The organism is Bifidobacterium asteroides (genome assembly GCF_003202755.1).
In the GTDB taxonomy this organism is placed as follows: Bacteria; Actinomycetota; Actinomycetes; order Actinomycetales; family Bifidobacteriaceae; genus Bombiscardovia; species Bombiscardovia asteroides_F.
The window spans coordinates 664,126-685,712 of sequence record NZ_QGLK01000001.1; the positions used below are offsets into that span (position 1 = coordinate 664,126).

Genomic DNA, 21,587 nt, shown 5'->3' on the forward strand with positions numbered 1-21,587 from the left:
GGGCTTACTGGTCAGATCGGCCGAACCAGTTGTTGTAGATGATGACGAAGTTACGGTTGCCATAGCTTGAGCAGCGGTCGCCCTCGCCGTCGCCTGCCCGTAGCGCTGCCTCGTTGGGCTGATAGGGCGTGTAGATGTAGAGCAGGGCAGTGGCATCGTTCTCGATGTAGACCTTGCCGCTGCCACAGGAGGCATCGGGGCTGAAGCGCACATCGTTCAGGGCCTTGGTCTGGTAGGCGTAATGGTCCCGATGAGCCTGGTAGTAGCGGAATCGATGGGCGGCTCCGTAGACCTGGTTGAAGAATCCGGCATAGCTGGCGTCACAGTGTGCATCATCAGGGCAGGAAAGGCCCATGGCCGACTGGAGTTGGACCTGGGTGGCGGGCTGGTCGGTGGCCACCAGATGCTGCTCCTTTTGCAGCATGGTCAGAAGGACCTTCTGACTGATCCCACAGGACCGGGCGGACCCGTCGATGATCTGAGCCGCGCTCTGCCCCTTGCCGCCCTTGTAGGCATTACATAGACCGTCACTGTGACGGTCGGGAACATCCATATGCAGGCTGCGCAGGCAGGTGGATCCGTTGCAGGATGCCCCCTTCTGGTCCAAAAAGGCCTGGACATCGTCGGCATTCATGTCCACAGTGTCGTGGAAGCGGTGATCGGTGATAATTCTGCCTGGATTGAAGATATACTCCTGGGAGAGCTGCTCCTGGTGGCGGATGACGCGGCCGACCATCAGCCGGTAGGAGACGAAGCGGACGGCAAGGATGCACAGGGCGACGACCAGGACTATGGCCATCAGGGTGGTCCCCAGGGTCTGCGCGCGGCGGAGGGTCATTCGTCCGCGTTTGGTGCCGCCCCCTCGTCTTCGTCCCGATGGCCTTGTACTCATGGTTTTTCTTCCAGCGCCTTTCTGATTCGTTGCAGGCTGACAGGGATGGCCGTCCCCAGCTCCTGGGCCCAGATGGAGACGAAGTACTCCTCCATCATCCAACGTCCCCTTCGCGCACGGTCCATGGCCTGGTCTCGTCCGGGACCGGCGGGCAGAGCCTGGGCCGCCTTGGCCGCCTGGTCCACCAAATCCTGGGCGGTCTGCGCCTGCCACGCCCATCGTACGTCACGGTCCTTGTCTCTGCGGGCCTTGTCCAAGCGCATCAGGTCCGCCTTAAGGTATGTGCGCAGACGGGGAAGGGCATAGGGTGGATCAGTGCCGATGAAGCCCTTGGCCACCAATCCGCCGGCGTGCTGTCGTATCCATTGCAGGACAGAGAGCAGGGGAAGATCGGCTGGGCCGGACACGGCCTTATCTACCTGGGCCGAGGTCTCCAGAATGGCGACCACATCCTTGGCCACCTGATATACAGTGTCCTCGTAGATCTGGCTGATGCCGGCCACGGCTTCCTGCAGGGTCTGGTCGTCGGTGATGGCCTCAGTGTGGGGGATCAGGCGCTTGACAGCGGCCATCTGCAAGTCCTCGGCCAGGGCGGAGGTGTCGGGGTAGGGGGCTGAGGCCAGCATCAGGGCCTCCCGGCTCAGCCAGCGCGAGGAGATCCGCTGTGCAGGCAGGTGGAGCTTGTTAAGAGCGGCCTGCCAGATCAGCTCCTCGCGTGGTTTGGTGGTGGCGCCGGACTGATGGAGCAGGTCGGCACTTTTGACCACCTGCCCCTGACGGGCAGCCTTGCTGGCCTGGGAATCCACCCGGGACCGGGCTGACTGCCGGGCTTGTCCGGCCAGGTCGCGTTGCAGGTCGGTCAGGGACTTGGACCGGCCCAGGACCTTGGGGTGGCCCTGGCCCTTGCGGCCATGGCTGTGGCCCTGGCGTCGATCCTCCTCTACCTGGAAGGTAGGCCGCAGGTAGTCAGGCAGTCGTTCCAGCCTGGCCTGGGTAAAGACCTCAGGGTGCAACTGGGCACCGACCGTATCTATGGCTGCTGCGGTGAAGGTCTGCTCGAAGTCCGGCCATCCCCCGGCGGGGATGACTGCGGTACTGTTTTCGTCTTCGTCTGCAGTCTGCTTGTCCGCCGATCCGTAGGTTGCCTGCTCCGCCGACGCGGGATCGGCGCCGGGCAGCAGGGGATAGTGACCGTCTATCCAGGCGCGGATGGTCCGGGCGGCGTCTGGTGCGGGAACGAACTGGACTCGCAGGGCCTTGGGCAGGGACTTGATGGTGGCTGTGATCAGATCGTCCAGAAGGCCTGGCACTGTCCAGGTGAATTGTCCGGGTGTCAGCTGGTTCAGGCAGTGCAAGGGGATGTGAACTGTGATGCCGTCGTCCGGTTCTCCCGGCTGATAGCGATAGGTCAGGGGCAGATCCATGGGCCGACCGTCGATGCCCAAGGTGTGCCAATGGTCGGGGTAGTCCCCGGGTCGGTAGGAGGCGGACTGGTCGTTCAGACGCTCCACTTTGTCAGGATCGAAGTCCAACAGGTGCGGGTCCGCATCGTGATGCTTCCGCCACCAAGAGCCCAGTGCGGCCAGTGATGTGGCCTCCTGGGGAATGCGCTCCTGGTAGAAATCGTAGAGGTCCTCCTCGGTGACGGTGCCGGTTACCTGGCGAGTCCGGCTGGTCTGCTCGCCGGCCTCGCTGAGCACCTGCCGGTTGGCCTTGATGAAGCCGTCATGCGGGAAGCGCTCGCGCACTTCGCCCTGGACCAAGCCCTGGCGTATCAACATGTCCCGGGCTTGGCCGGGGTTGATCCGGGCCCATTGGACCGTTCTGTCGCGCACGATGGGCAGGCCGTAGAGCAGGACCCTGGAAGTGGCCACTGCGGCGCCACGGGAGGCCGACCAGTGGGGTTCGGCGTAGGTGGTCCTGGTCAGGGACTTGGCCAGCGGTTCGGCCCAGGCCGGATCGATGGCCGCACAGCAACGTGCCCAGAGCCGTGATGTCTCCACCAACTCGGCAGCCATGATCCAAGGCGGATTGGCCTTGGCCAGGGCAGAACCGGGGAAGATGGCAAAATGCGTGCCGCGCGCCCCTTGATAGTCGTTCTTGGCTTGCCGGCGCGCCCGTTTCATGGCCTTGGCCCGTGCTGCGCCATGCAGTCCAGCGAAATCGGAAGCCTTGGGCTCGTGGACCACCTGCATGCCCATGCTGGAGAGCAGACCGGCCAGCATGGACCGGTGGATGCCCTGGTCGTCCCAGGAGCAGACCAGGGCATGGGCTGCCTGCTGCCCAATAGGCAGGGCCAGCAGGGCCTGATCCGGTGCTTTGACGGGGACGGGGGAGCCTACCTTCATATGCAGACCCCGGCACATCTGGGTCAGCTGCTGGTAAAGGTCATGCCACTGCCGCATGCGCAGGAAGGCCATGTACTCCTGCTTGCAGGCCTTGCGCAGAGCTCCGTTGGAGGGCTCCTTGTCCTGCGGGAAGAAGCGGTTCCAGATGTTCAGTGCCGTCAGGAAATCGCTGGAGGGGTCCTCGTAGCGGGCATGAATCCGGTCGGCCTCCTCGCGCTTCTCTTCCGGGCGTTCGCGAGGGTCCTGCAGGGAGAGGAAGGCTACGACCACCAGAACGGCGGCCAGGGTGTCCGGGGTTGCATCCTGGCCGGCCTGCAGGATCATTCTGCCTAGACGGATGTCGATGGGGATCCTGGCCAGCTGTCGTCCCAGCTTGGTCAGCCGGATAAGGCCTTGCTGGCGGGAGATGGCCTGCAGCTCGGTCAGTTCACGCAGACCATCACTGACTGCCCGCGTGTCGGGTGGATCGATGAAGCCGAAGTCGGTGACATCCTCGGCCGTATGGGCCACGCCTACCGAGAGCATGTGCAGGATGACCGAACCCAGGGAGGTGCGCAGGATCTCCGGGTCGGTGAACTTGGGGCGGGTGTCATAGTCGTCCTTGGCATAAAGGCGGATGGCAATGCCGTCGGCCACACGTCCGCAACGGCCCGCACGCTGATCAGCCGAGGCCTGGGAGATGGGCTCTATGGGCAGCCGCTGGACCTTGGCCGACTTGGAGTATCGGCTGATCCTGGCCAGTCCAGGGTCCACCACGTATCGGATGCCAGGCACCGTCAGGGAGGTTTCGGCCACGTTGGTGGCAATGACGATGCGCTGATGGCCGTGGCGTTCGAAGACCCGGTGCTGCTCCTTGGCCGACAGGCGGGCGAAGAGTGGGATGATCTCCAAAGCGTCCGGGCGGCGCATGTCGGAGGTCCGCGGGCCGAAGTGGCGTCGCAGGGCGGTTTCGTACTCACGGATGTCGCGTTCTCCGGCGGCGAACACCAGGATGTCCCTGGGGCCGTCCGTGTGGGTGGAGTGAATGACCAGCTCGGCGCAGGCCCGGGCCACCGCCTTGGGGATGTCCGGATCCTCCCTGTCCTGGCCATCCTCGGAGTCGAACCCGGGGACGTGTCGCATCAGGGCCGGAGCCGACCCGGCGGGCTCATAGAGGGTCTGGACCGGATAGGTGCGCCCCGAGACCTCGAGTACGGGCACCTTAGTGTGCAAGGCCTTGGCGAAGTGATCGCGGAACTTGACCGAATCGATGGTGGCCGAGGTGATGATCAGTTTCAGGTCGGGCCGTTTGGGCAGCAGGGCGGTCAGATACCCCAGCAGAAAGTCGATGTTCAGGCTGCGCTCGTGTGCCTCGTCGATGATGATGGTGTCGTAGGCCCGTAGCTGGGGATCGCCCTGGATCTGCGCCAGGAGGATGCCGTCGGTGACCACTCGCAGGCGGGTGCTGCGGCTGGACTTGTCGGTGAAGCGCACCTGGTAGCCGATCTGGTCGCCCAGCCTGGTGCCCGTCTCCGAGGCGATGCGCTCGGCCACGGTTCTGGCGGCGATCCTCCTGGGCTGGGTGTGCACGATCTGATGGCCGTGGTCGCCGCGGCCCATCTGAAGGAGGATCTTGGGGATTTGGGTGGTCTTGCCCGAGCCGGTCTGACCTGAGACGATGACCACCTGGGAGGACTGCACGGCATGGACGATGTCCTCCTTGGCCGCGCTGATAGGTAGCTCGGCGGGATACTCGAACCTCATACCCGGCTCACCTCGATAATCCGGTAGCCCTTGGCCGAGGCATACTTCTGCGCTGTCCAGCCGGAGCCCAGTGCGTCAGCCAGCCAGGGAATCAGGGAGTCGGCGCCCAGATTGTGCTGGACCACCAGATATGCCCGGCCCAGAGGCTTCAGCCTGGGCAGGTAGGTCATCAGCAGGTCGTGCAGGGCCGCCTTGCCCACCCGGATGGGCGGGTTGGACCATATCAGGTCATAGCGCAGATCGTCCGGTACCTGCTCAGGGGTCAGCGTGCGCACCTTGTCAAGGCCCAGGGTTTGTGCGTTGCGGGCAGTCAGATCCAAGGCCCGCAGGTTGGTGTCCACAGCGTAGACGTTGGCCTTGGGCGACTGCATGGCCATGCTCAGGGCGATGGGCCCCCATCCGCAGCCCAGGTCCAGAAAGTCGCCCTCGGCCGGGGGCTGGGGAACGCGTTTGAGCAGGACCGAAGTGCCCAGGTCAAGCCTCCCTGACGAGAAGACCCCGTGGGAGACCTCCACCTGGCAGGTGCGGCCGGCCAGCTCCACCTGGATGGTCCGCCGCTGGTCAGGGGAGGCCGGACGGGCTACGAAATACTGTTCGCCTCCATCCGTCCCGGTCCTGGAGGATTGCCCCCGGCTGCTGCCATGGTCCCTGTCCGTCATGTCCATCCCATCCGTCTGTGAAGTTTGCCCGTCCCTCGGGCGCTCGCTGATGTCTGCTAAGAAGATGATAATAAAGACTGTGTCATGATTCCGCCTATACCGGATTCGTTCCCTAGTCCATAGATCAACGCAGAGGTGCCTTTGACCCAAGAAAAACCGACCCAAGAGCATGGTTCAGCAGTTGTCGATGCCCATCAGGACCCGCTCGCCCACAAGTCCGAGGTGCTGACAGGCAGTAGGGAGCAGGTCGGGCAGGACCGGGATCAGGAGTGGGAGGAGCGCAGCCGGCGCAATGCCTTCCGCCATGTAGAGGGGCTGGGCGAGCTCCAGGACGTTACCGAGGTGGAGTACCGCAAGGTCCGTCTGGAGCGGGTGGTCCTGGTCGGCGTTTGGTCGGGTTCGCGGACCACGGTCGGTCAGGCCGAGGAGTCCCTGCGTGAGCTGGCAGCCCTGGCGCGGACCGCCGGAGCCGAGGTGCTTGACGGACTGCTCCAGCAGCGGGTCAAGCCGGATCCGGCCACCTACCTGGGCTCGGGCAAGGCGCGGGAGCTGGCCGATATTGTGGCACGGCTGGGTGCCGATACCATCATCACCGACGACGACCTTCATCCCTCCCAGCGACGTGCCCTGGAGGATGTCACCAAGGTCAAGGTGGTAGACAGGACGGCCCTGATTCTGGACATCTTCGCCCAGCACGCCACCAGCCGAGAGGGCAAGGCCCAGGTGGAGCTGGCCCAGCTGGAGTACATGCTGCCCAGGCTGCGCGGCTGGGGCGGATCCCTCTCCCGCCAAGCCGGAGGTCAGGCTGCCGGGCAGGCCGGCGGCATAGGATCCCGCGGACCCGGAGAGACCAAGATCGAGACCGACCGGCGAGTCATCAGACGGCGGATTTCGCGGCTGAAGCGCCAGATAGCCCAGATGGCCCCCTCGCGTCAGGTCAAGCGTGGGTCCCGGCGGCGCTACCAGTTGCCGGCCGTGGCTGTGGTGGGATACACCAACGCTGGCAAGTCTTCGCTGACTAATCGGCTGACCGGGTCCGAGGAACTGGTGGAGAACGCCCTCTTCGCCACCCTGGACACGGCCGTCAGGCGTACCAAAGCGGCAGATGGCCGACTCTACGTTTACGTGGACACGGTCGGGTTCGTCCGTCGCCTTCCCACCCAGCTGGTGGAGGCCTTCAAATCAACGCTGGAGGAGGTGGGGCAGTCAGACCTGATTCTGCACGTGGTGGACGGCTCTCATCCTGATCCTTTCGGTCAGATCAGGGCCGTGGATGCCGTGCTGGCAGACATTCCAGGAGCCGAGTCCATTCCCCGACTGCTGGTCTTCAACAAGGTGGATCTGATCGACCAGGATGCCCGGCAACGGCTTGCCAACCTTGAGCCTGAGGCCTTTCTGGTCTCGGCCAGGCAGGGGCAGGGTCTGGAGTCCGTGCGCAGGCGGGTGGAGGAACTGTTACCTGCCCCCGCCGTGCATGTCCAGGCCATCCTGCCCTACACCAGCGGTTCTCTGCTGGAACAGGTAAGGCAGCTGGGACGGGTGGATTCATTGGAATACCGGGCCGACGGGGTTGCGCTGAGCGCTGATGTGGACGACCGGTTGGCGGCCGCCGTGCTTGATCAGGCCATTGACCAGAAGCCCTTGCAAGCTTCGGAGGGTGACACGCCATCGGCCGGGCTGAACTCTTGAGGGCAGATGCACACCAGGTCACCTATGCTGGGTAGACTACGTATGTTGTCAGCGGCAAACCCGTTTCCCGGGTTCCGATAAGAGAGGTCCATAAAACTATGGCGGAATCATCAATCAAGCCAACCAAGCTAGCGATCGTAGGAGCCGGAGCTGTGGGGTCGACCCTGGCATTCTCGGCGGCCCAGCGTGGCGTGGCTCGAGAGATTGTTCTTGAGGATATCAACGCCCAGCGTGTTGAGGCTGAGGTCCGCGACATGCAGCACGGATCCAGCTTCTATCCCACGGTCACCATCGATGGCTCGGACGATCCGCAGATCTGCGCCGACGCCGACATGGTGGTCATCACGGCCGGAGCCAGGCAGAAGCCGGGACAAACCCGACTGGACCTGGCCGGAGCCACTATCAACATGATGAAATCCATCATTCCCCAGATGGTCGAGGTGGCCCCCAATGCCATCTTCCTGCTGATCACCAATCCCGTCGATATCGTTACCCGAGTCTCCCTGGAGCTGTCCGGACTGCCTGTCAACCAGATGTTCGGTTCGGGCACCAATCTGGACTCTGCCCGCCTGCGCTACCTGATCGGCCAGCAGACCGGAGTCAACGTCAAGAACGTCCATGCCTACATCGCTGGTGAGCACGGCGACTCCGAGGTCCCGCTCTGGAGCTCGGCAACCATCGGCGGCGTGCCCATGTGCGACTGGATGGAACTGCCCGGCCATGAGCCTTTGGATGCGGCCAAGCGTGAGGAGATCCACCAGGAGGTGAAGAACGCCGCCTACCAGATTATCGAGGGCAAGGGGGCAACCAACTTCGCCATCGCCATGTCCGGCGTGGACATCATCGAGTCCATCCTGAACGGCACTGACCGAATCCTGCCGGTCAGCTCCCTTTTGGAGGACTTCCACGGAATCTCTGATGTGTGCATGTCGGTGCCTAGCGTGCTCAACCGTGACGGGGTCAACACCCACATCAACACCCCGCTGAGCGACGGCGAGCTGGCAGCTCTGAAGCGTTCCGCCGAGACCCTCAAGGAAACGGCAAGCAAGTTCGGCTTCTGAGTATTTCTTAGAAAACCCTTGCCTTGTGTCCCCTGGTGACATACTTTGGTGACTGATGAAACGGGGTATGCATGAGCGCTCATCAAGGTGGTGTTCAGGGTGGCGGATCCGCCCATCGTCGACAGTTGCTGACGACCCTGGCGCTGACGGGATCGGTCTTTGTGGCTGAAGTCGTCGGCGCCTTGGTCACCCGCAGCTTGGCTTTGCTGGTCGACGCCGGGCATATGATGACCGACATGGCTGTGCTGATCGCATCCACTGTCACCGCTGTGTTGATGGAACGCCGCCCCACAAATCGGCGGACCTGGGGCTGGTCCCGTCTGGAGGTCATCACGGCGGCTGGCGGGGCTTTGGTTCTGCTGGCTGTGGGAATTTACGCCATTGTAGAGGCCGTCTTGCGGCTCTTGTCACCCGGGCGGGACCAGGTCCAGCAACGGGGGCTCCTGCTCTTCTTCGGCATCTTGGGTCTGGCTGCCAATGTGGGGTCCATCCTGGTCCTGGCTTCCGGCCATAAGGACAACCTGAACATGCGTGCCGCTTTTCTCGAAGTGGTCAACGACGCATTGGGCTCGGTGGCGGTCCTGGTATCAGCCGTGGTCATGATGGTCACCGGCTGGGCTGGATTCGATGCTGTAGCGGGAGGCGTGATTGCTCTGCTGATGATTCCCCGCGCGATTAAACTGCTGGCCAGCAGTGTCTCTGTACTTCTTGAGGAGACCCCAGCGGATCTTGATATGGCCAAGGTCAGGAAGCACCTAGAGGGTGTACCCGGCGTACTTGAGGTTCATGACCTGCATGCCAACAGTGTCTCCACCGGCTTGCCGCAGCTGACAGCACACGTGATCGTGCGTCAGGGCACCTCGCCTGTCGAAAACGAACGTATTCTGACCAGCATGCAACGCTGCCTGCGTGATCATTTCCCAGTCTCGGTCGAGCACACTACCTTTCAGATAGAGCAGCAGGGGCACCGGGACAGCAGCGGCGAGCATTTGGACATGTAACCTTCAGACCTTGCGCAGAACAGTGACTACCTTGCCCATGATGACGGCGTGGGTGCCATCAATGGGGGAGTAGGCCGGGTTATGGGGGATCAGCCAAACGTGACCGTCCTCGCGGCGGAAGGTCTTTACCGTGGCCCCATCGTCCAGCAGGGCTGCGACGATGTCTCCGTTTTCAGCCTCCTGCTGACGGCGGACGACCACAAAATCCCCGTCGCAGATGGCGGCATCGACCATGGAATCCCCGTGGACCTCAAGCATGAAGAGCTCGCCCGATCCCGTCAGACGTTCGGGAAGACGCATGACATCATCCACATGCTGCTCGGCCAGAATGGGCTGACCGGCGGCGATTCTGCCGACCAGGGGCACGTCGCGCGACTGCATGATCGCCTCGTCGGTCTGCGTGTCGGGGAAGGGTACGATCCTGGCGGTTCCTGCAGTCGGCTCAGGCTGGTCTTGGACCAGCTCTATGGCACGTCCCTTGTTGGCGGTCAGACGAATGTAGCCCAGATCCTGCAAGACCTGAAGCTGGTGCTTGACGGAAGAAGTGCTGCGCAGTCCCGCGTCTTTGCCGATCTCCCTGTAGGAGGGCAGGAATCCACGCTCTGCCAGGTGCCGCTTGATAGCTTCCAAAACCCTGGTCTGACGATCGGTCAGCTTGGGTCGGGATCCCCTATTCGGGCTCTCGGTGCTGACGGAGGTTTCAGCGGCTTCCTGAGAGTCGGCACTGTCGGTGACAGTGGGCTGGTTGAGGGAGCTCGTAGCCGTGGACCCGGTAAAGGGGATGGTACTCACGATGGGCTCCTTTCCTTGCAAACTGCACTCAGTCTAACCTGCCTGGAGTGAAAAATCAAACAAATGTTCGAATCAACCTTGCCAAACGACTCCCGCAGTGCCACAATGAGAACATCTGTTCGATAGAACAAATGTTCGAAAGAGGTGTGCCATGGTTGTTCGTACCTGTGCCAGTTCCCGCATGTCTGCGCCGTCGAATCTGTTTTCGGCCTGCCGGGCGTATGTAGGTTCTGCGTTCTCGTCCGTCATGGCCCGTCTTCGTGGAGCTGCCAAAGCCTGTGTGTCTGAGCAAGATTTTGTGAGTGTCATTGTGCATAGATTCGCTGTTTTCCTGGCTGTCGGTGCTCTGACCCTGGCTGGAATCGGATTGATGGCTCGACCGGCCAGCTCCGCTCCGGGACCGCAGGAGGTCATCACCAGAACGGTTCGTCCGGGCGATAATGTCTGGTCCTATGCGACTTCGATCACCCCGCAAGGGGAGGATGTGACTAAAAACGTGGACCGCATCATGCAGATCAACAACATGTCTTCGCCCAATCTGCGCGTTGGTGACCGGATTCTGATCCCCAGTGACGATTGAGACAGCGACTTTTGGTCCAGGGAATCAATGAAGGGATCTCAATGACTTGTCGTATGCATGAAGGCAATAGCCGAATTCGAGGAGTTTGTCCAGGGTTGTACGCTGATAGGCCCGGTATACGTGGGTCTTGCGGTCCTTTGGCGCTATGATATTGCGTATGCACTGTCCTTTCTGCCAGAATCCCGATACCAAGGTTGTGGATACGCGAATCAGCGACGACGGCCATGCCATCAGGCGTCGCCGTGAGTGTCCGCAATGCTCGCGTCGGTTCACCACAGTGGAGACCTCAATCCTCCTGGTCATGAAACGCTCAGGCAATGCTGAGCCCTTCAACCGCGACAAGGTCATCTCTGGCGTGAGGAAGGCCTGTCAGGGCAGGCCCATCGATGAGAATGACCTGAAGCTCCTAGGCCAGCAGGTTGAAGAGGATCTGCGTTCACGCGGCCTGGCTCAGGTCGATTCGGAAGAGGTCGGCAGGGCCATCCTGAAGCCCCTCAGGGAGCTGGACGAGGTGGCTTATCTGCGCTTTGCTTCGGTTTACCGCAACTTCAGCAACCTGGAGGACTTCCAGCAGGCCATTGACACTCTGCGCGCTGAAGATCAGTCTGCTGAAAGCCAATCTCCTACTGGGCAGTCCTGAAATTAGCAATTTTGCCACCGGCCGTTGTGACCGGAACAGGTCCACATTGCAGCAGGCTAGCTGCCTCTGTCGGCGTGCAACGGGATTGAACTGTGACGGGGAATAAACGGAGGTGCCAGGCATGATGCAGGCCTGGCACCCAGGTACATCATCCCAGATCCAGCAGCCTCTGATCCTCAGAAGTCTGGGCGATGACCAACTCCTGAGTAGGTCGCGTCATGGCCACATAAAGGTCGGCCGCTGCGCTCAGCCTGGAAGGGGCTTCATCCTGGATGGCTCCAGGCTCAACCAGAACCACGGCATCGAATTCCAGCCCTTTGGTGTGGCCGGTGGTCGTGACCGTGATTTGGTGCTCCTGAGCCTTATCAATATGCAGCCGTGAGCTGACCTCCGTTTCCAGAGCGTTGGGAACGATGATCGCCAGGCGTCCGGTACCGTCTTTGCCCAGATGGCGTTCCGTCAGTTCGCCCACTAGAGCAGGCAGCTGGTCCAGCAGGTTGGCCTGATCGTCAGCTCGCAGGTGGCTGACCGATCCTTCAACCTCGCGGACTGCCTTGAGCGTTGAAACCTCGAGACCCTCGGAGGCTGCGAAGGAGGAGGCCAGGTTGGATACCTGGCGAGGGTTGCGGTAGTCGATGGTCAGCTGCCTCAGGTCCCATCCGTCCGGGCCGAAAAGCCTGTCCATGGTGGAGGCCCAGGACCGGGTGCCACCGAGGGCCGCCGTCTGGGCCACGTCCCCGACGATGGTGAAGGAACGGGAAGGGCAGCGCCGGACCAGCATCCTCCAGTCCATGGCCGTCAGCTCCTGGGCTTCGTCGACCACGATGTGCCCGTAGACCCATTCACGGTCGGCGGCTGCCTGAGTGGCTGCCTGGTTATCGTCCTGACCGTTGATGGAATCCAGCAGCATCTGCGAGGTCACGATGCCTGTGCCGATGCCGTTCTGGGCCAAGGTGTCGCTGGCAAACCGGCGTTCCTCATCGCGACGAGCCTTTTCGGCCTGGTCACGATCCGCCTGGCGTGGATCTGGGCCCAGTAGTTCCATGGCCTCATCCAGAATCGGGATGTCGGATACGGTCAATTCGGCGCCGTCCTGGCGGGTCAGCAGGTCAATCTGTTCCGGGGTCAGCCAGGGGGCGAACCGGCGCAGACGATCCGGCCTGGACCAGAGGTCGTTGACCAGCCAGCTGGGGTTCATAGGTAGCCAGGCCAGATTCAGGGTCCGCCGCACCTGATCGTTCAGCCGCAGCAGTGAGGTGACCCGGGCGAGTTCCTCGGCTCCGGGCTCGTAGTCCACTCCCTCGGCATAACGGGCGGTCATGGCGTTCAGGGCCGAGCGCACAAAGGTGTTTCTGGCCTTGTTGTGGGGCTGATGGCTGCGGCGGGCATCGACCAGGGCCTGTTCCAGGTCGACCGCCAGCATGGGTACGGCAACCCCGTCCACCTTGACCGTGGGCAGGGAGGCAGGCACCCGCTCCCGAGATGCGACGGCGTTGGCTACGGCCTCGGCCATGCGGATGTCCCCCTTGAGACGGGCCACGTGCGGATCCTCCTGCCGTTCGGTGCTGATGCCGGGGATGAGGTCGCCCAAGGTACGACTGAGCACTCCGGTCTCGCCCAGGGAGGGCAGGACCTGGTCGATGTAGTGCAGGAAGGCGTTGCTGGGCCCGACGATCAGTACGCCTGAACTTTCCAGTCTGCGCCTGTGGGTGTAGAGCAGATAGGCTGCCCGGTGCAGGGCCACGGCCGTCTTGCCGGTGCCGGGTCCTCCCTGGACCACCAGCGGGCGGGTCATGGGGGAGCGGATGATCCGGTCCTGTTCAGCCTGGATGGTGGCTACGATGTCGGTCATCTGCCCGGTCCGGCGGCTGGACAGGGAGGCCATCAGCGCACCCTCGCCGGCAAGCGTACCGCCCTGGGCTGCCTTGTCTACCTCGGGGGCCGACAAGTCCAGGACTTCATCTTCGATGCCGGTGACCTGGCGGAAGTTGAGGGTGATGTGCCGACGCATGACGATGTCACCGTGGTCCGCCGGTGTGGCCTCGTAGAAGGGGCGTGCGGCCTCGGCCCGCCAGTCGGTCAGGATGGGCTCGTGGTTGCTGTCCAGAAGGCCCAGCCGTCCGATATATCGCCGGCTGCCCTGGTCAGTATCCAGTCTGCCGAAGACCAGACGGTCCTCCACGGCCCGCAGCTGGGTGAGCCGGTCCTCATACATGTTGGCGAAGGAATCCCGCTCGGTGCGCTGGGTAGGGGATCCGTGGGAGCCGGCGGCCCGAACCGCGTCCAGTCTGGTCCTGGCCTGCGTCCGCAGCTCGTCCAGACGGCCGTAGGCCTTGTCCACCGCCGCCTGCTCTTCATGCAGCTGTGAGGAATAGCTCGACATGTGTGTCCGTTCTGTGGAATGTTCAAAATCGGATGATCTAATATACCGCTCGACCTCTACTTTTTCGGCCCTGCAGAAACTTGTTCGCATCGTCTTAGTCGGATGGCGAAACGCCGGGGTGGACCCTTTGGTAAGGCGAATGGTTGGGTTTGGGCCTGAAGTAGCGTCAGAGTGGTGAGCAATGGGGATAAGTGGGGTAAAGTGGGGAGCATTGCGTAGGGGACGCTACCCGATGGGACCGTCCCTTGGTTACCAAACTGGCATTGGAGGTGGGTATGGCCGATACATACGACGTAGATGTCGCCTCGCCTTCCCTGCCGTCCATGCTTCTGGGCACCTATACCCCCAAGATGGATTCCAAGGGCCGCCTGGCTCTGCCGGCCAAGTTTCGTGCCCAGCTGGGTCAGGGCCTGGTCATGGCCCGTGGTCAGGAACGCTGCGTCAGCTTGCTGCCCACTGAGGAATTTCGTCGGATGGCCGTGCGCATCCAACACACCTCCATGGGCGACAAGTCAGCCAGGGACTACCTGCGCGTATTTCTGTCCGGTGCCGTCGATCAGGTCCCCGACAAGCAGGGTCGCATTCTTGTTCCGCCCATGCTGCGCTCCTATGCACGGCTGACCGGCCCCGTCGTGGTCATCGGAGTGGGCACCCGTGCTGAAATCTGGGATCAGGATTCTTGGACTGCCTACCTGGAGAGCAAGGAGCAGGGATACGCCGACATTGCCGACGATGTTCTTCCGGCGGTGGATTGCTGATGGAGACCCTCATGGAAAATCACAATCCGCCCGATCAGGAGGCCGTGGACAGCGGAATGGTCCATCGTCCCGTCCTGCTGGAGCGCTGCCTTGCACTGGCCCGGCCCGCCTTGGATCACCTGGGGGCCGTGGCAGTGGATTGCACGCTGGGACTTGCCGGACATGCCACCGCCTTCCTTAAGTCCTGCCCTGAATCACGTCTTATTGGCATCGACAGGGATCGCCAGGCCCTGGATCTGGCCATTGGCCGGATGCGCGACGAGGGCTTGGCTGAACGCTTCACGCCAGTGCACGCCCCCTTTGACCAGCTGGACCAGCAGCTGGATGCACTGGGAGTGGGCCAGGTGAATCTGGTCTTCATGGACCTGGGGCTGTCCTCTCTGCAGATCGACCAGCGAGACAGGGGATTCACTTACCGGCAGGACGCCCCGCTAGACATGCGCATGGACACCAGCCAGGAGCTGACAGCCGCACAGGTCCTGGCCGAGTACGACCAGGAACACTTGGCCCACATTTTCTCCCAGTATGGGGAGGAGCGCTATGCAGGACGCATCGCTCGAGCCATCGTCCAGGCCAGGCAGGAGCAGCCACTGACCACCTCGGCCCAGCTGGACCGTCTGGTCGACAAGTCTGTGCCGCGTGGTCATCGTCCCCCCGGCAATCCGGCCAAGAGGGTTTTCCAAGCCCTGCGCATCGAGGTCAACGGGGAGCTGGACCGTCTTAGGCGCACCCTTCCCCAGGCCATTCTGCGACTGGCCCAGGGGGGTCGTCTGGTCGTGGAGTCCTATCACTCCCTGGAGGACCGCATGGTCAAGCGCTTCATGGCGCCTGGGCTGCACGTGGACCTGCCGACAGGCATGCCGGTGGTGCCCGATCAGGCCCGTCCCTATCTGTCAGATCTGACTCATGGGGCCATCAAGGCCGATCCGGCCGAGCGGGAACGCAATCCCCGGTCCGCCTCAGTGCGCCTACGGGCCGTGGAGATGATCGGATCTATTCCCGAGGAGCGTCGTCGTCGGCTTCAGTCCGAGGCCCGTGGTGAGGTCTCAGATGGTCGCCATCGCCATGTCGTCCACGGTTCGGAATCGAGGCGCCGGTCATGACCATGCCAGCACGTTCAGTCCGTTCCAAGGCATCCCCGGACAAGGGACATCCCCGCATCCAAGAGATGCCTACCAGGCCTGAGCTCAGTCTGATCAAGGGCACAGGGAAGGTAGGCAAGGCGCGCCAGCCAGAACGAGGTCCAGTGGCTGAGGGGGCCCGGCGCATGATCGGCTGGACGCGGACCCGCGGCAACCCCCTGCTGCGCATTATGACTTCGGTGGTTTTTCTGGCAGCCTGCATGTTTGGCTCCCTAATGCTGCGCACACAGATGGTCCAGGACTCCTTCGAGGCCACCCGAGTCCAGCATGAGATCAGCAATCTCAACCAGGACGTCCAGGATGACCAGAACAAGCTCGACCAGCTCCAGGCCTCTCTGCCGGACAAGGCCCAGCAGTTGGGCATGCAGCCTCAGCAGGGTCTGAACTCCATCGATCTGCAGGGCTACAAGCCCCCTCAGGATGCTCAGGGCAGGGTGGGGCATCCATGAGCGGCAAGGGCACCAAGCGCTCCTGGCACCTGTCCTTCTGTAAGCGTTCGCTGTCTGTGGGCCTGATTCTGATCCTGGTGGCTGCTCTGGCCCTGGGCAAATTGGCTTACATCCAACTCTTTGACGGAAGGTCCATGGCCCAGGCTGCTGCGGCGAATCGCACTGTGCCGCACACCATCAAGGCCCAGCGTGGCCGGATCCTGGATGTCAATGGCCGTGTGCTGGCACAGAGCCTGGAGCGATACAACATCATCGGTGACCCCGAGGCGGCTGCCTCCTTCATACCTATCAACTGCACCAAGCGCACCGGCAGCGACTGCCACAGCATCAAGGGCCATCCGGTTGGCGCTGACGGTGCTGCCGGCGTAGCACGCCTCCTGGCGCCGGCTCTGGGGATGAACGCCATGGAGCTGGGCGGCAAGCTCAGCGTCCCTGGACGGTACGTGGTCCTGGCCAAGCGGGTGACTCCTGAGGTCAAGCGTTCCATCGATAAACTGGGGCTGCAGGGGATCATCACAGCCGAACTGAGCAGTGAACGCACCTATCCGCATGCGGATCTGATGGGAGCCCTGATCGGAGGCATTGACGACAGCGGCAAGGGCGTGGCCGGGATCGAACAGATGGAGAATCGGCGGCTGACCGGCACTGACGGCTATACGGTCTATCAGCAGGGGATGCTGGGCCAGGAGATTCCTGGAACCATGACCCGTCAGCGCAATCCAGTCAACGGCAAGGATGTGAGACTGACCATCGATCAGGACGTGCTCTGGTACGTCCGTCAGGCCCTCAAGTCAGGCTGCCAGAACTATCATGCGGACTGGGCTCTGGCAGTTGTTCAGGACACCCGTACAAACGAGATCCTGGCGCTGGCCGATACCGACGATTACCAGGCTGGCAGCGATCAGGCCAAGGTTAACTCCTCCAGGGCGGTGGCGGAGACCTTCGAGCCCGGTTCGGTCGGCAAGACCATCTCAGCTGCGGGCATGCTCCAGGAGCAGGTGCACTCCATGACCGACCGCTTTACCGTGCCCGATCACATCACCGTCGACAAGCAGCAATACAAGGATTCCTTCAACCATGGGGACGAGCATTGGACGCTGGCCGGCATTCTGCAGAATTCCTCCAACGTGGGCATGGTCATGGCAGGCCAAAACTACCCGGACCAGAAGCGCTACGACTATCTGACCCGCTTCGGCATCGGCCAGGTATCGGCCCTGGGTCTGCCGGGGGAGTCCAAGGGACTGCTGACCACGCCTCAGACCTGGGACCGGCGCACCCGCAACACAGTTCTGTTCGGTCAGGGCTATGCCACCAATGCCGTCCAGCTGACCAATGCCATCGCCACCTTGGCCAACAAGGGGGTCCGTTCCGACCAGACCATCATCCGTGGTCAGGGCGCCGTCAAAACCAATCAGGTCAGGGTCGTGGACGAGAAGGTGGCCGCTGAGGTCATGAACGCGATGGAGTCAGTGTCAGAGAAATACGATAAAATGGTCAAGGTAGAAGGCTACAGGATAGCTGCCAAGACCGGAACCGCCGAGGTGGCCGACAGTTCCGGCAAACTGAGTGGCATCGTCAGCGATTGGGTGGGTATACTGCCCGCTGACGATCCCCGCTTCGTGATTACCGTAGTGCTGAAGAACCCCCAGGGCAGTGCCGGGATTTTCGGCGGCGTCACCGCTGGTCCCATCTTCGCTCAGATCGGTGAATTCCTTATGCAGAAATACCAGGTCCCTACGTCCACGCCCAGAACCGATGCTATCCCGGTAACATGGTGATACCGGCAGGCATCAGGGCGTTCCCGGACAAAGGAGAGATTGCAGCATGAGTGCGCTGAGTGAATCAATCTCCCGACGGTTGACCCTGGGTCAGCTCAAAGGGCGCTATGGGCTTACCTTGGTCCCCGACTTCGCTGAACCAGTTACGGTGACCTCATTGGTGGATGATCTGCCTTCAGTGCGGCCTGGCAGCTTGTACGTACCTGCAGGCCAACAGGTGGACCAGGGCATGATCGAGGAGGCCGAGCGTCGTGGGGCCTATGCAGCCCTGCTACCGACTTCGGCCCGTCAAGAGGTGGGACGAGCCCGCATACCTCTGCTCTTCGGCACCATGCATGCCTGGCAGATGGGCCAGTTGCTTGCCAATACCGCAGGGGACCCTTCGGGAGCCTTGGCTGTGTTCGGCTTGGTCGGTTCTCAGGTGCAGGATCAGGTGGATCTCTTGGCCGACTTTCTGCACGTGCTGGGCAATCCAGTTGGCATTCTCAGCTCTAAGGGTTCATACTCGTTGGATCGGCGACTGGACCTGGAATACCCCCTGAGCATGTTCGATGTGCAACGCAGTCTCTCCATAGCTCTAGAGGACGGGGCGGCCGCCATGGTCATCTCCGTGGATGAGCAGACTCTGGCCAGGGATGCCCTCCAGGCTGTGGACCTGGATGTGGTGGCCCTGGGTGCCCAAGAAGGCTCCACCCGTGATATGCGGCACGTGCGCCTAATCTCCAAAGCCCGTCGATACGGGTTCAACCTGGGCGGGCACACCATCGTGGCCCGGCGCAACGAGGAATCAGATGGGCTGGCCCGCCAGTCACTACCCGCGGATGCAGAAAGCGACGATCTGTCCCTGTGCATCGCCATGACCATGGCCGCCGGTGTCAAACGCAACAACATCAGGAGCGCCCTGCGCGTCTCCCGCGAAATGTCCTGAGAGGTGAGGATGAGTCAGTCTGTAGGGGCCGGGTCCATGCCCATGACCCTGGAAGAGGTCGTCGAATATGTGCACGGTCGGCTGGTTGAGGCCGATCCTGGTCGCGAACCCGACCGTCGGTCCGTGCGCATGCGGGTGGTGACCGACTCCCGGCAGGCGGGGGCCGATGGACTCTTCGTAGCCATCAAGGGCGAGCACGTGGACGGGCATGACTATGTTCCCGGCTTGGGGACCAAAGGCTGTCGCGCGGCTCTGGTCGACCATCTCGTTCCGGACGCTGACCTGCCGCAGATTCTTGTGGATGATACGGTTGCTGCCCTGGGGATGCTGGCACGGACCAACATGGACCTTCGGCGTGATGCCCCGGGCCCCTTCACGGTCATCGGCATCACCGGTTCTGTCGGCAAGACTACGACCAAGGATCTGCTGGCCTCCCTGCTGGCCCTGCTGGGCCCTGTGGTGGCCCCGGTTGGGTCCTTCAACAACGAGATCGGCCTTCCTCTGACCGCCTTGGAGGTAGGGCCGGACACCCGCTATTTGGTGGCGGAGATGGGTGCCAGCCACGTGGGCGAGATTGCGGGCCTGACCCGGATGGTTCCCCCGGACATGGCCCTGGTCCTCAAGGTCGGAGTAGCCCACCTGGGCGAATTCGGCTCCGTGGAGCGCATCGCCCAGGCCAAGAGCGAGATTGTGCAAGGCTTGGTGCCGGGCGGGACCGCCGTGCTCAATGCAGATGATTCTCGGGTGGCCGCCATGGCTGATCTGGCCTCCGGGCCTGTTCTGCGGTTTGGCATGGCCGTTCAAGGAGGCGGGCAGGGCAGCGACCTGGACGGTTCGGCTCGCTACCTGGACAGTGACAGTCTGGACAGGCCGGCCTTCGAGCTGCGCCTGCGCGGCCAGCAGCCGGTTCGACTCCGTCTGGGCATTCCGGGACGGCACAACGTCATGAACGCCCTGGCCGCCGCCACGGTGGCCCACGCCTTGGGTCTGGACGCAGAGCGCATTGCCTATGAACTGGGTCGACAGCGGCAAATCAGTCCGCATCGGATGGCCCTGTCGTCGGTCCGGCTGCCGGATGCCTCCTTCACCCTGATCGATGATTCATTCAACGCCAATCCCGACTCCGTGAGAGCCGGTCTGGACGCCCTGTCCGCCTGGAAGGGATCCGATGGCCCGGTCTATCGGATAGCAGTCCTGGGGGTCATGCTTGAGTTGGGTGATCGAGGGGAGCGATTGCACCAGGAGATCGGTGCCTACTGTCGTTGCCAGGGCATTGATGCATTGGTCGCGGTGGGTTGCCGAGACCAACAGATGGATGCTCTGGTCCAGGCCCTGGTCCGTGGTGCCGGTAGCCCTTCCGATCCGAACGAAAATCAGCCTGGGTCCATGTGTGTCCTCTTTGCCCAGGACGCTGACCAGGCCGACCAGATGGTTCGCCGCCTATGCGTCAGGCATCCGGACCGGCAGAATCTGGTTCTGCTCAAGGGCTCGCATATGTCTGGCCTGTCCGATCTGGCCGACCGGTGGCAGGGCTGAGCCATGGGTCCACTGGCGTCCCCGCAGCGGGGTCTAATATTCAAGGACAGAATCCAAGAGTTGGAGTACACACTGTGATTGCCCTCATCATCGGAATCCTGGTCGCCCTGGTGGTGACGCTGGCGGGGACCCCCCTGCTGATACGACTGGTCCACCGCCTGCACTACGGCCAGTACATCCGCCAGGACGGGCCCAAGTCCCACCTGGTCAAGCGCGGCACCCCGACCATGGGCGGGCTGGTCATCAACCTGGCCATCCTGCTGGGCTGGGCGGCCTCGGCGCTCTACCGCTACCTGTCGCGGGGGGAGTCCGTGTCCCTGTCGGCCATGCTGGTCCTGTTCGCCATGCTCTCCATGGGCTTCCTGGGCTTCATCGACGACTTCGCCAAGGTGCGCAAAAAGCAGAACCTGGGCCTGTCGGTCAGGGCCAAGTTCATCGGTCAGTTCATTCTGGCCACCATATACGCGGTGCTGGCCCTGAAGCTGCCCACCAAGAACGGCTACCCCAGCGCCCAGGCGGGCATATCCTTCGTGGAGCAGCCCATCATCGACTTCCGAATGGCGGGCAGCGTCCTGTCCGTGGTGCTCTTCATCATCTGGGTCAATCTGCTGATGACGGCCTGGAGCAATGCGGTCAACCTGACTGACGGTCTGGACGGGCTGGCTTCAGGCTCCTCTATGATCGCCTTCGTGGGTTACACGGTTATCGCCTTCTGGGAGAGCTACCACTTGAAGGGTGGCGGCCATCCAGGCCATGCCTATGCGGTCTCTGATCCCCTGGACCTGGCCATCATCGCCTGCTGTGCGGCTGTGGCCTGCTTCGGCTTCCTCTGGTACAACACCAACCCAGCCTCCATCTTCATGGGCGATACCGGATCCCTGGCTCTGGGTGGGCTCTTCGCAGCCTTGTCCATCGCCACCCATACCGAGCTTTTGGCGGTCATCCTGGGCGGGCTTTTCGTGGGAGAGGCCGCCTCCGATGTCATCCAGGTGGGCTACTTCAAGCTCACCCACAAGCGGGTCTTCAAGATGGCGCCCATCCACCACCACTTCGAGCTGATGGGCTGGCAGGAGTCCAAGGTGGTTGTCCGGTTCTGGATGGTGGACCTGATCTTCGTCCTGTTGGCCTTGGTCTGCTTCTATGCAGACTGGGTGGTCCGCTCCGGGTTGCCCATCTGAGCGCGTCCATTCACGGTACCGGACTTCGGC

General features: G+C 62.5%; 17 protein-coding genes. 12 read left to right on the forward strand and 5 right to left on the reverse strand.

The window, feature by feature from the left end:
- Nucleotides 1-4: 4 nt before the first annotated feature.
- The 3 genes from DKK74_RS02405 to DKK74_RS02415 are packed head-to-tail and all read right to left on the reverse strand — an operon-like array spanning nt 5 to nt 5,648.
- Nucleotides 5-892, reverse strand: a complete 888-nt coding sequence (locus DKK74_RS02405; protein WP_110412584.1) for a hemagglutinin — start codon at nt 890-892, stop codon at nt 5-7.
- Complete coding sequence (gene hrpA / locus DKK74_RS02410) at nt 889-4,983, reverse strand: ATP-dependent RNA helicase HrpA (RefSeq protein WP_110412585.1); 4,095 nt, start codon at nt 4,981-4,983, stop codon at nt 889-891. The genes DKK74_RS02405 and hrpA overlap by 4 nt, the downstream gene beginning before the upstream one ends.
- Nucleotides 4,980-5,648, reverse strand: coding sequence for a class I SAM-dependent methyltransferase (locus tag DKK74_RS02415; RefSeq protein ID WP_375537542.1), 669 nt, complete (start codon nt 5,646-5,648; stop codon nt 4,980-4,982). Before DKK74_RS02415 ends, hrpA begins: the two co-directional genes overlap by 4 nt.
- A 216-nt stretch (nt 5,649-5,864) precedes the next feature.
- On the opposite strand from DKK74_RS02415, the gene hflX reads away from it, so the two are divergent.
- The 3 genes from hflX to DKK74_RS02430 all read left to right on the forward strand — a co-directional run bounded on the left by hflX (nt 5,865) and on the right by DKK74_RS02430 (nt 9,393).
- Nucleotides 5,865-7,331: a GTPase HflX gene (gene hflX / locus DKK74_RS02420; RefSeq protein ID WP_258334440.1), complete on the forward strand. Its 1,467-nt coding sequence runs from the start codon at nt 5,865-5,867 to the stop codon at nt 7,329-7,331.
- Nucleotides 7,332-7,429: 98 nt separating this feature from the next.
- Nucleotides 7,430-8,392 (forward strand): L-lactate dehydrogenase, encoded by a 963-nt coding sequence (locus DKK74_RS02425; protein WP_024627229.1) that lies wholly within the window; start codon nt 7,430-7,432, stop codon nt 8,390-8,392.
- Between the two features lie 71 nt (nt 8,393-8,463).
- Nucleotides 8,464-9,393: a cation diffusion facilitator family transporter gene (locus DKK74_RS02430; RefSeq protein WP_110412587.1), complete on the forward strand. Its 930-nt coding sequence runs from the start codon at nt 8,464-8,466 to the stop codon at nt 9,391-9,393.
- Nucleotides 9,394-9,396: 3 nt separating this feature from the next.
- Here DKK74_RS02430 and lexA read toward each other — a convergent pair whose 3' ends face one another.
- On the reverse strand, nt 9,397-10,047 hold the full coding sequence (lexA, locus tag DKK74_RS02435; protein WP_110412834.1) for a transcriptional repressor LexA: 651 nt from the start codon (nt 10,045-10,047) through the stop codon (nt 9,397-9,399).
- Between the two features lie 436 nt (nt 10,048-10,483).
- On the opposite strand from lexA, the gene DKK74_RS02440 reads away from it, so the two are divergent.
- Together DKK74_RS02440 and nrdR are read left to right on the forward strand one after the other, a co-directional pair.
- Nucleotides 10,484-10,765, forward strand: a complete 282-nt coding sequence (locus DKK74_RS02440; RefSeq protein ID WP_181414879.1) for a LysM peptidoglycan-binding domain-containing protein — start codon at nt 10,484-10,486, stop codon at nt 10,763-10,765.
- 157 nt (nt 10,766-10,922) lie between these two features.
- Nucleotides 10,923-11,405, forward strand: a complete 483-nt coding sequence (gene nrdR, locus DKK74_RS02445) for a transcriptional regulator NrdR (protein WP_110412589.1) — start codon at nt 10,923-10,925, stop codon at nt 11,403-11,405.
- Between the two features lie 148 nt (nt 11,406-11,553).
- Here the strand turns inward: nrdR and DKK74_RS02450 are convergent, their stop codons facing one another.
- Nucleotides 11,554-13,788, reverse strand: a complete 2,235-nt coding sequence (locus DKK74_RS02450) for a HelD family protein (protein WP_110412590.1) — start codon at nt 13,786-13,788, stop codon at nt 11,554-11,556.
- A gap of 275 nt (nt 13,789-14,063) precedes the next feature.
- Between DKK74_RS02450 and mraZ the strand changes: the two genes are divergently transcribed.
- The 7 genes from mraZ to mraY all read left to right on the forward strand — a co-directional run bounded on the left by mraZ (nt 14,064) and on the right by mraY (nt 21,557).
- Complete coding sequence (gene mraZ, locus DKK74_RS02455; protein ID WP_110412591.1) at nt 14,064-14,546, forward strand: division/cell wall cluster transcriptional repressor MraZ; 483 nt, start codon at nt 14,064-14,066, stop codon at nt 14,544-14,546.
- Nucleotides 14,547-14,557: 11 nt separating this feature from the next.
- Nucleotides 14,558-15,649 carry a 16S rRNA (cytosine(1402)-N(4))-methyltransferase RsmH gene (rsmH, locus tag DKK74_RS02460; protein ID WP_258334417.1) on the forward strand — a complete coding sequence of 364 codons (1,092 nt, stop codon included), beginning with the start codon at nt 14,558-14,560 and terminating at the stop codon, nt 15,647-15,649.
- Nucleotides 15,646-16,137 (forward strand): hypothetical protein, encoded by a 492-nt coding sequence (locus tag DKK74_RS02465; RefSeq protein ID WP_110412592.1) that lies wholly within the window; start codon nt 15,646-15,648, stop codon nt 16,135-16,137. Before rsmH ends, DKK74_RS02465 begins: the two co-directional genes overlap by 4 nt.
- Nucleotides 16,134-17,915 (forward strand): peptidoglycan D,D-transpeptidase FtsI family protein, encoded by a 1,782-nt coding sequence (locus tag DKK74_RS02470; protein WP_110412593.1) that lies wholly within the window; start codon nt 16,134-16,136, stop codon nt 17,913-17,915. Before DKK74_RS02465 ends, DKK74_RS02470 begins: the two co-directional genes overlap by 4 nt.
- Nucleotides 17,916-17,961: 46 nt before the next feature.
- Nucleotides 17,962-18,843, forward strand: coding sequence for a UDP-N-acetylmuramyl peptide synthase (locus tag DKK74_RS02475; RefSeq protein WP_110412594.1), 882 nt, complete (start codon nt 17,962-17,964; stop codon nt 18,841-18,843).
- Between the two features lie 9 nt (nt 18,844-18,852).
- Nucleotides 18,853-20,379 carry a UDP-N-acetylmuramoyl-tripeptide--D-alanyl-D-alanine ligase gene (locus DKK74_RS02480; RefSeq protein ID WP_110412595.1) on the forward strand — a complete coding sequence of 509 codons (1,527 nt, stop codon included), beginning with the start codon at nt 18,853-18,855 and terminating at the stop codon, nt 20,377-20,379.
- Nucleotides 20,380-20,453: 74 nt separating this feature from the next.
- Nucleotides 20,454-21,557 carry a phospho-N-acetylmuramoyl-pentapeptide-transferase gene (gene mraY, locus DKK74_RS02485; protein ID WP_029677929.1) on the forward strand — a complete coding sequence of 368 codons (1,104 nt, stop codon included), beginning with the start codon at nt 20,454-20,456 and terminating at the stop codon, nt 21,555-21,557.
- Nucleotides 21,558-21,587: the final 30 nt, after the last annotated feature.

Excerpts from the sequence above, each read along its gene's own strand:
- DKK74_RS02470 (WP_110412593.1), top strand. The coding sequence starts at position 16,134 with ATGAGCGGCAAGGGCACCAAGCGCTCCTGGCACCTGTCCTTCTGTAAG.
- DKK74_RS02405 (WP_110412584.1), bottom strand. The coding sequence starts at position 892 with ATGAGTACAAGGCCATCGGGACGAAGACGAGGGGGCGGCACCAAACGC.
- DKK74_RS02415 (WP_375537542.1), bottom strand. The coding sequence starts at position 5,648 with ATGGACATGACGGACAGGGACCATGGCAGCAGCCGGGGGCAATCCTCC.
- DKK74_RS02425 (WP_024627229.1), top strand. The coding sequence starts at position 7,430 with ATGGCGGAATCATCAATCAAGCCAACCAAGCTAGCGATCGTAGGAGCC.
- DKK74_RS02480 (WP_110412595.1), top strand. The coding sequence starts at position 18,853 with ATGAGTCAGTCTGTAGGGGCCGGGTCCATGCCCATGACCCTGGAAGAG.
- hrpA (WP_110412585.1), bottom strand. The coding sequence starts at position 4,983 with ATGAGGTTCGAGTATCCCGCCGAGCTACCTATCAGCGCGGCCAAGGAG.
- DKK74_RS02430 (WP_110412587.1), top strand. The coding sequence starts at position 8,464 with ATGAGCGCTCATCAAGGTGGTGTTCAGGGTGGCGGATCCGCCCATCGT.
- mraZ (WP_110412591.1), top strand. The coding sequence starts at position 14,064 with ATGGCCGATACATACGACGTAGATGTCGCCTCGCCTTCCCTGCCGTCC.
- DKK74_RS02465 (WP_110412592.1), top strand. The coding sequence starts at position 15,646 with ATGACCATGCCAGCACGTTCAGTCCGTTCCAAGGCATCCCCGGACAAG.
- DKK74_RS02450 (WP_110412590.1), bottom strand. The coding sequence starts at position 13,788 with ATGTCGAGCTATTCCTCACAGCTGCATGAAGAGCAGGCGGCGGTGGAC.
- nrdR (WP_110412589.1), top strand. The coding sequence starts at position 10,923 with ATGCACTGTCCTTTCTGCCAGAATCCCGATACCAAGGTTGTGGATACG.
- DKK74_RS02475 (WP_110412594.1), top strand. The coding sequence starts at position 17,962 with ATGAGTGCGCTGAGTGAATCAATCTCCCGACGGTTGACCCTGGGTCAG.
- rsmH (WP_258334417.1), top strand. The coding sequence starts at position 14,558 with ATGGAAAATCACAATCCGCCCGATCAGGAGGCCGTGGACAGCGGAATG.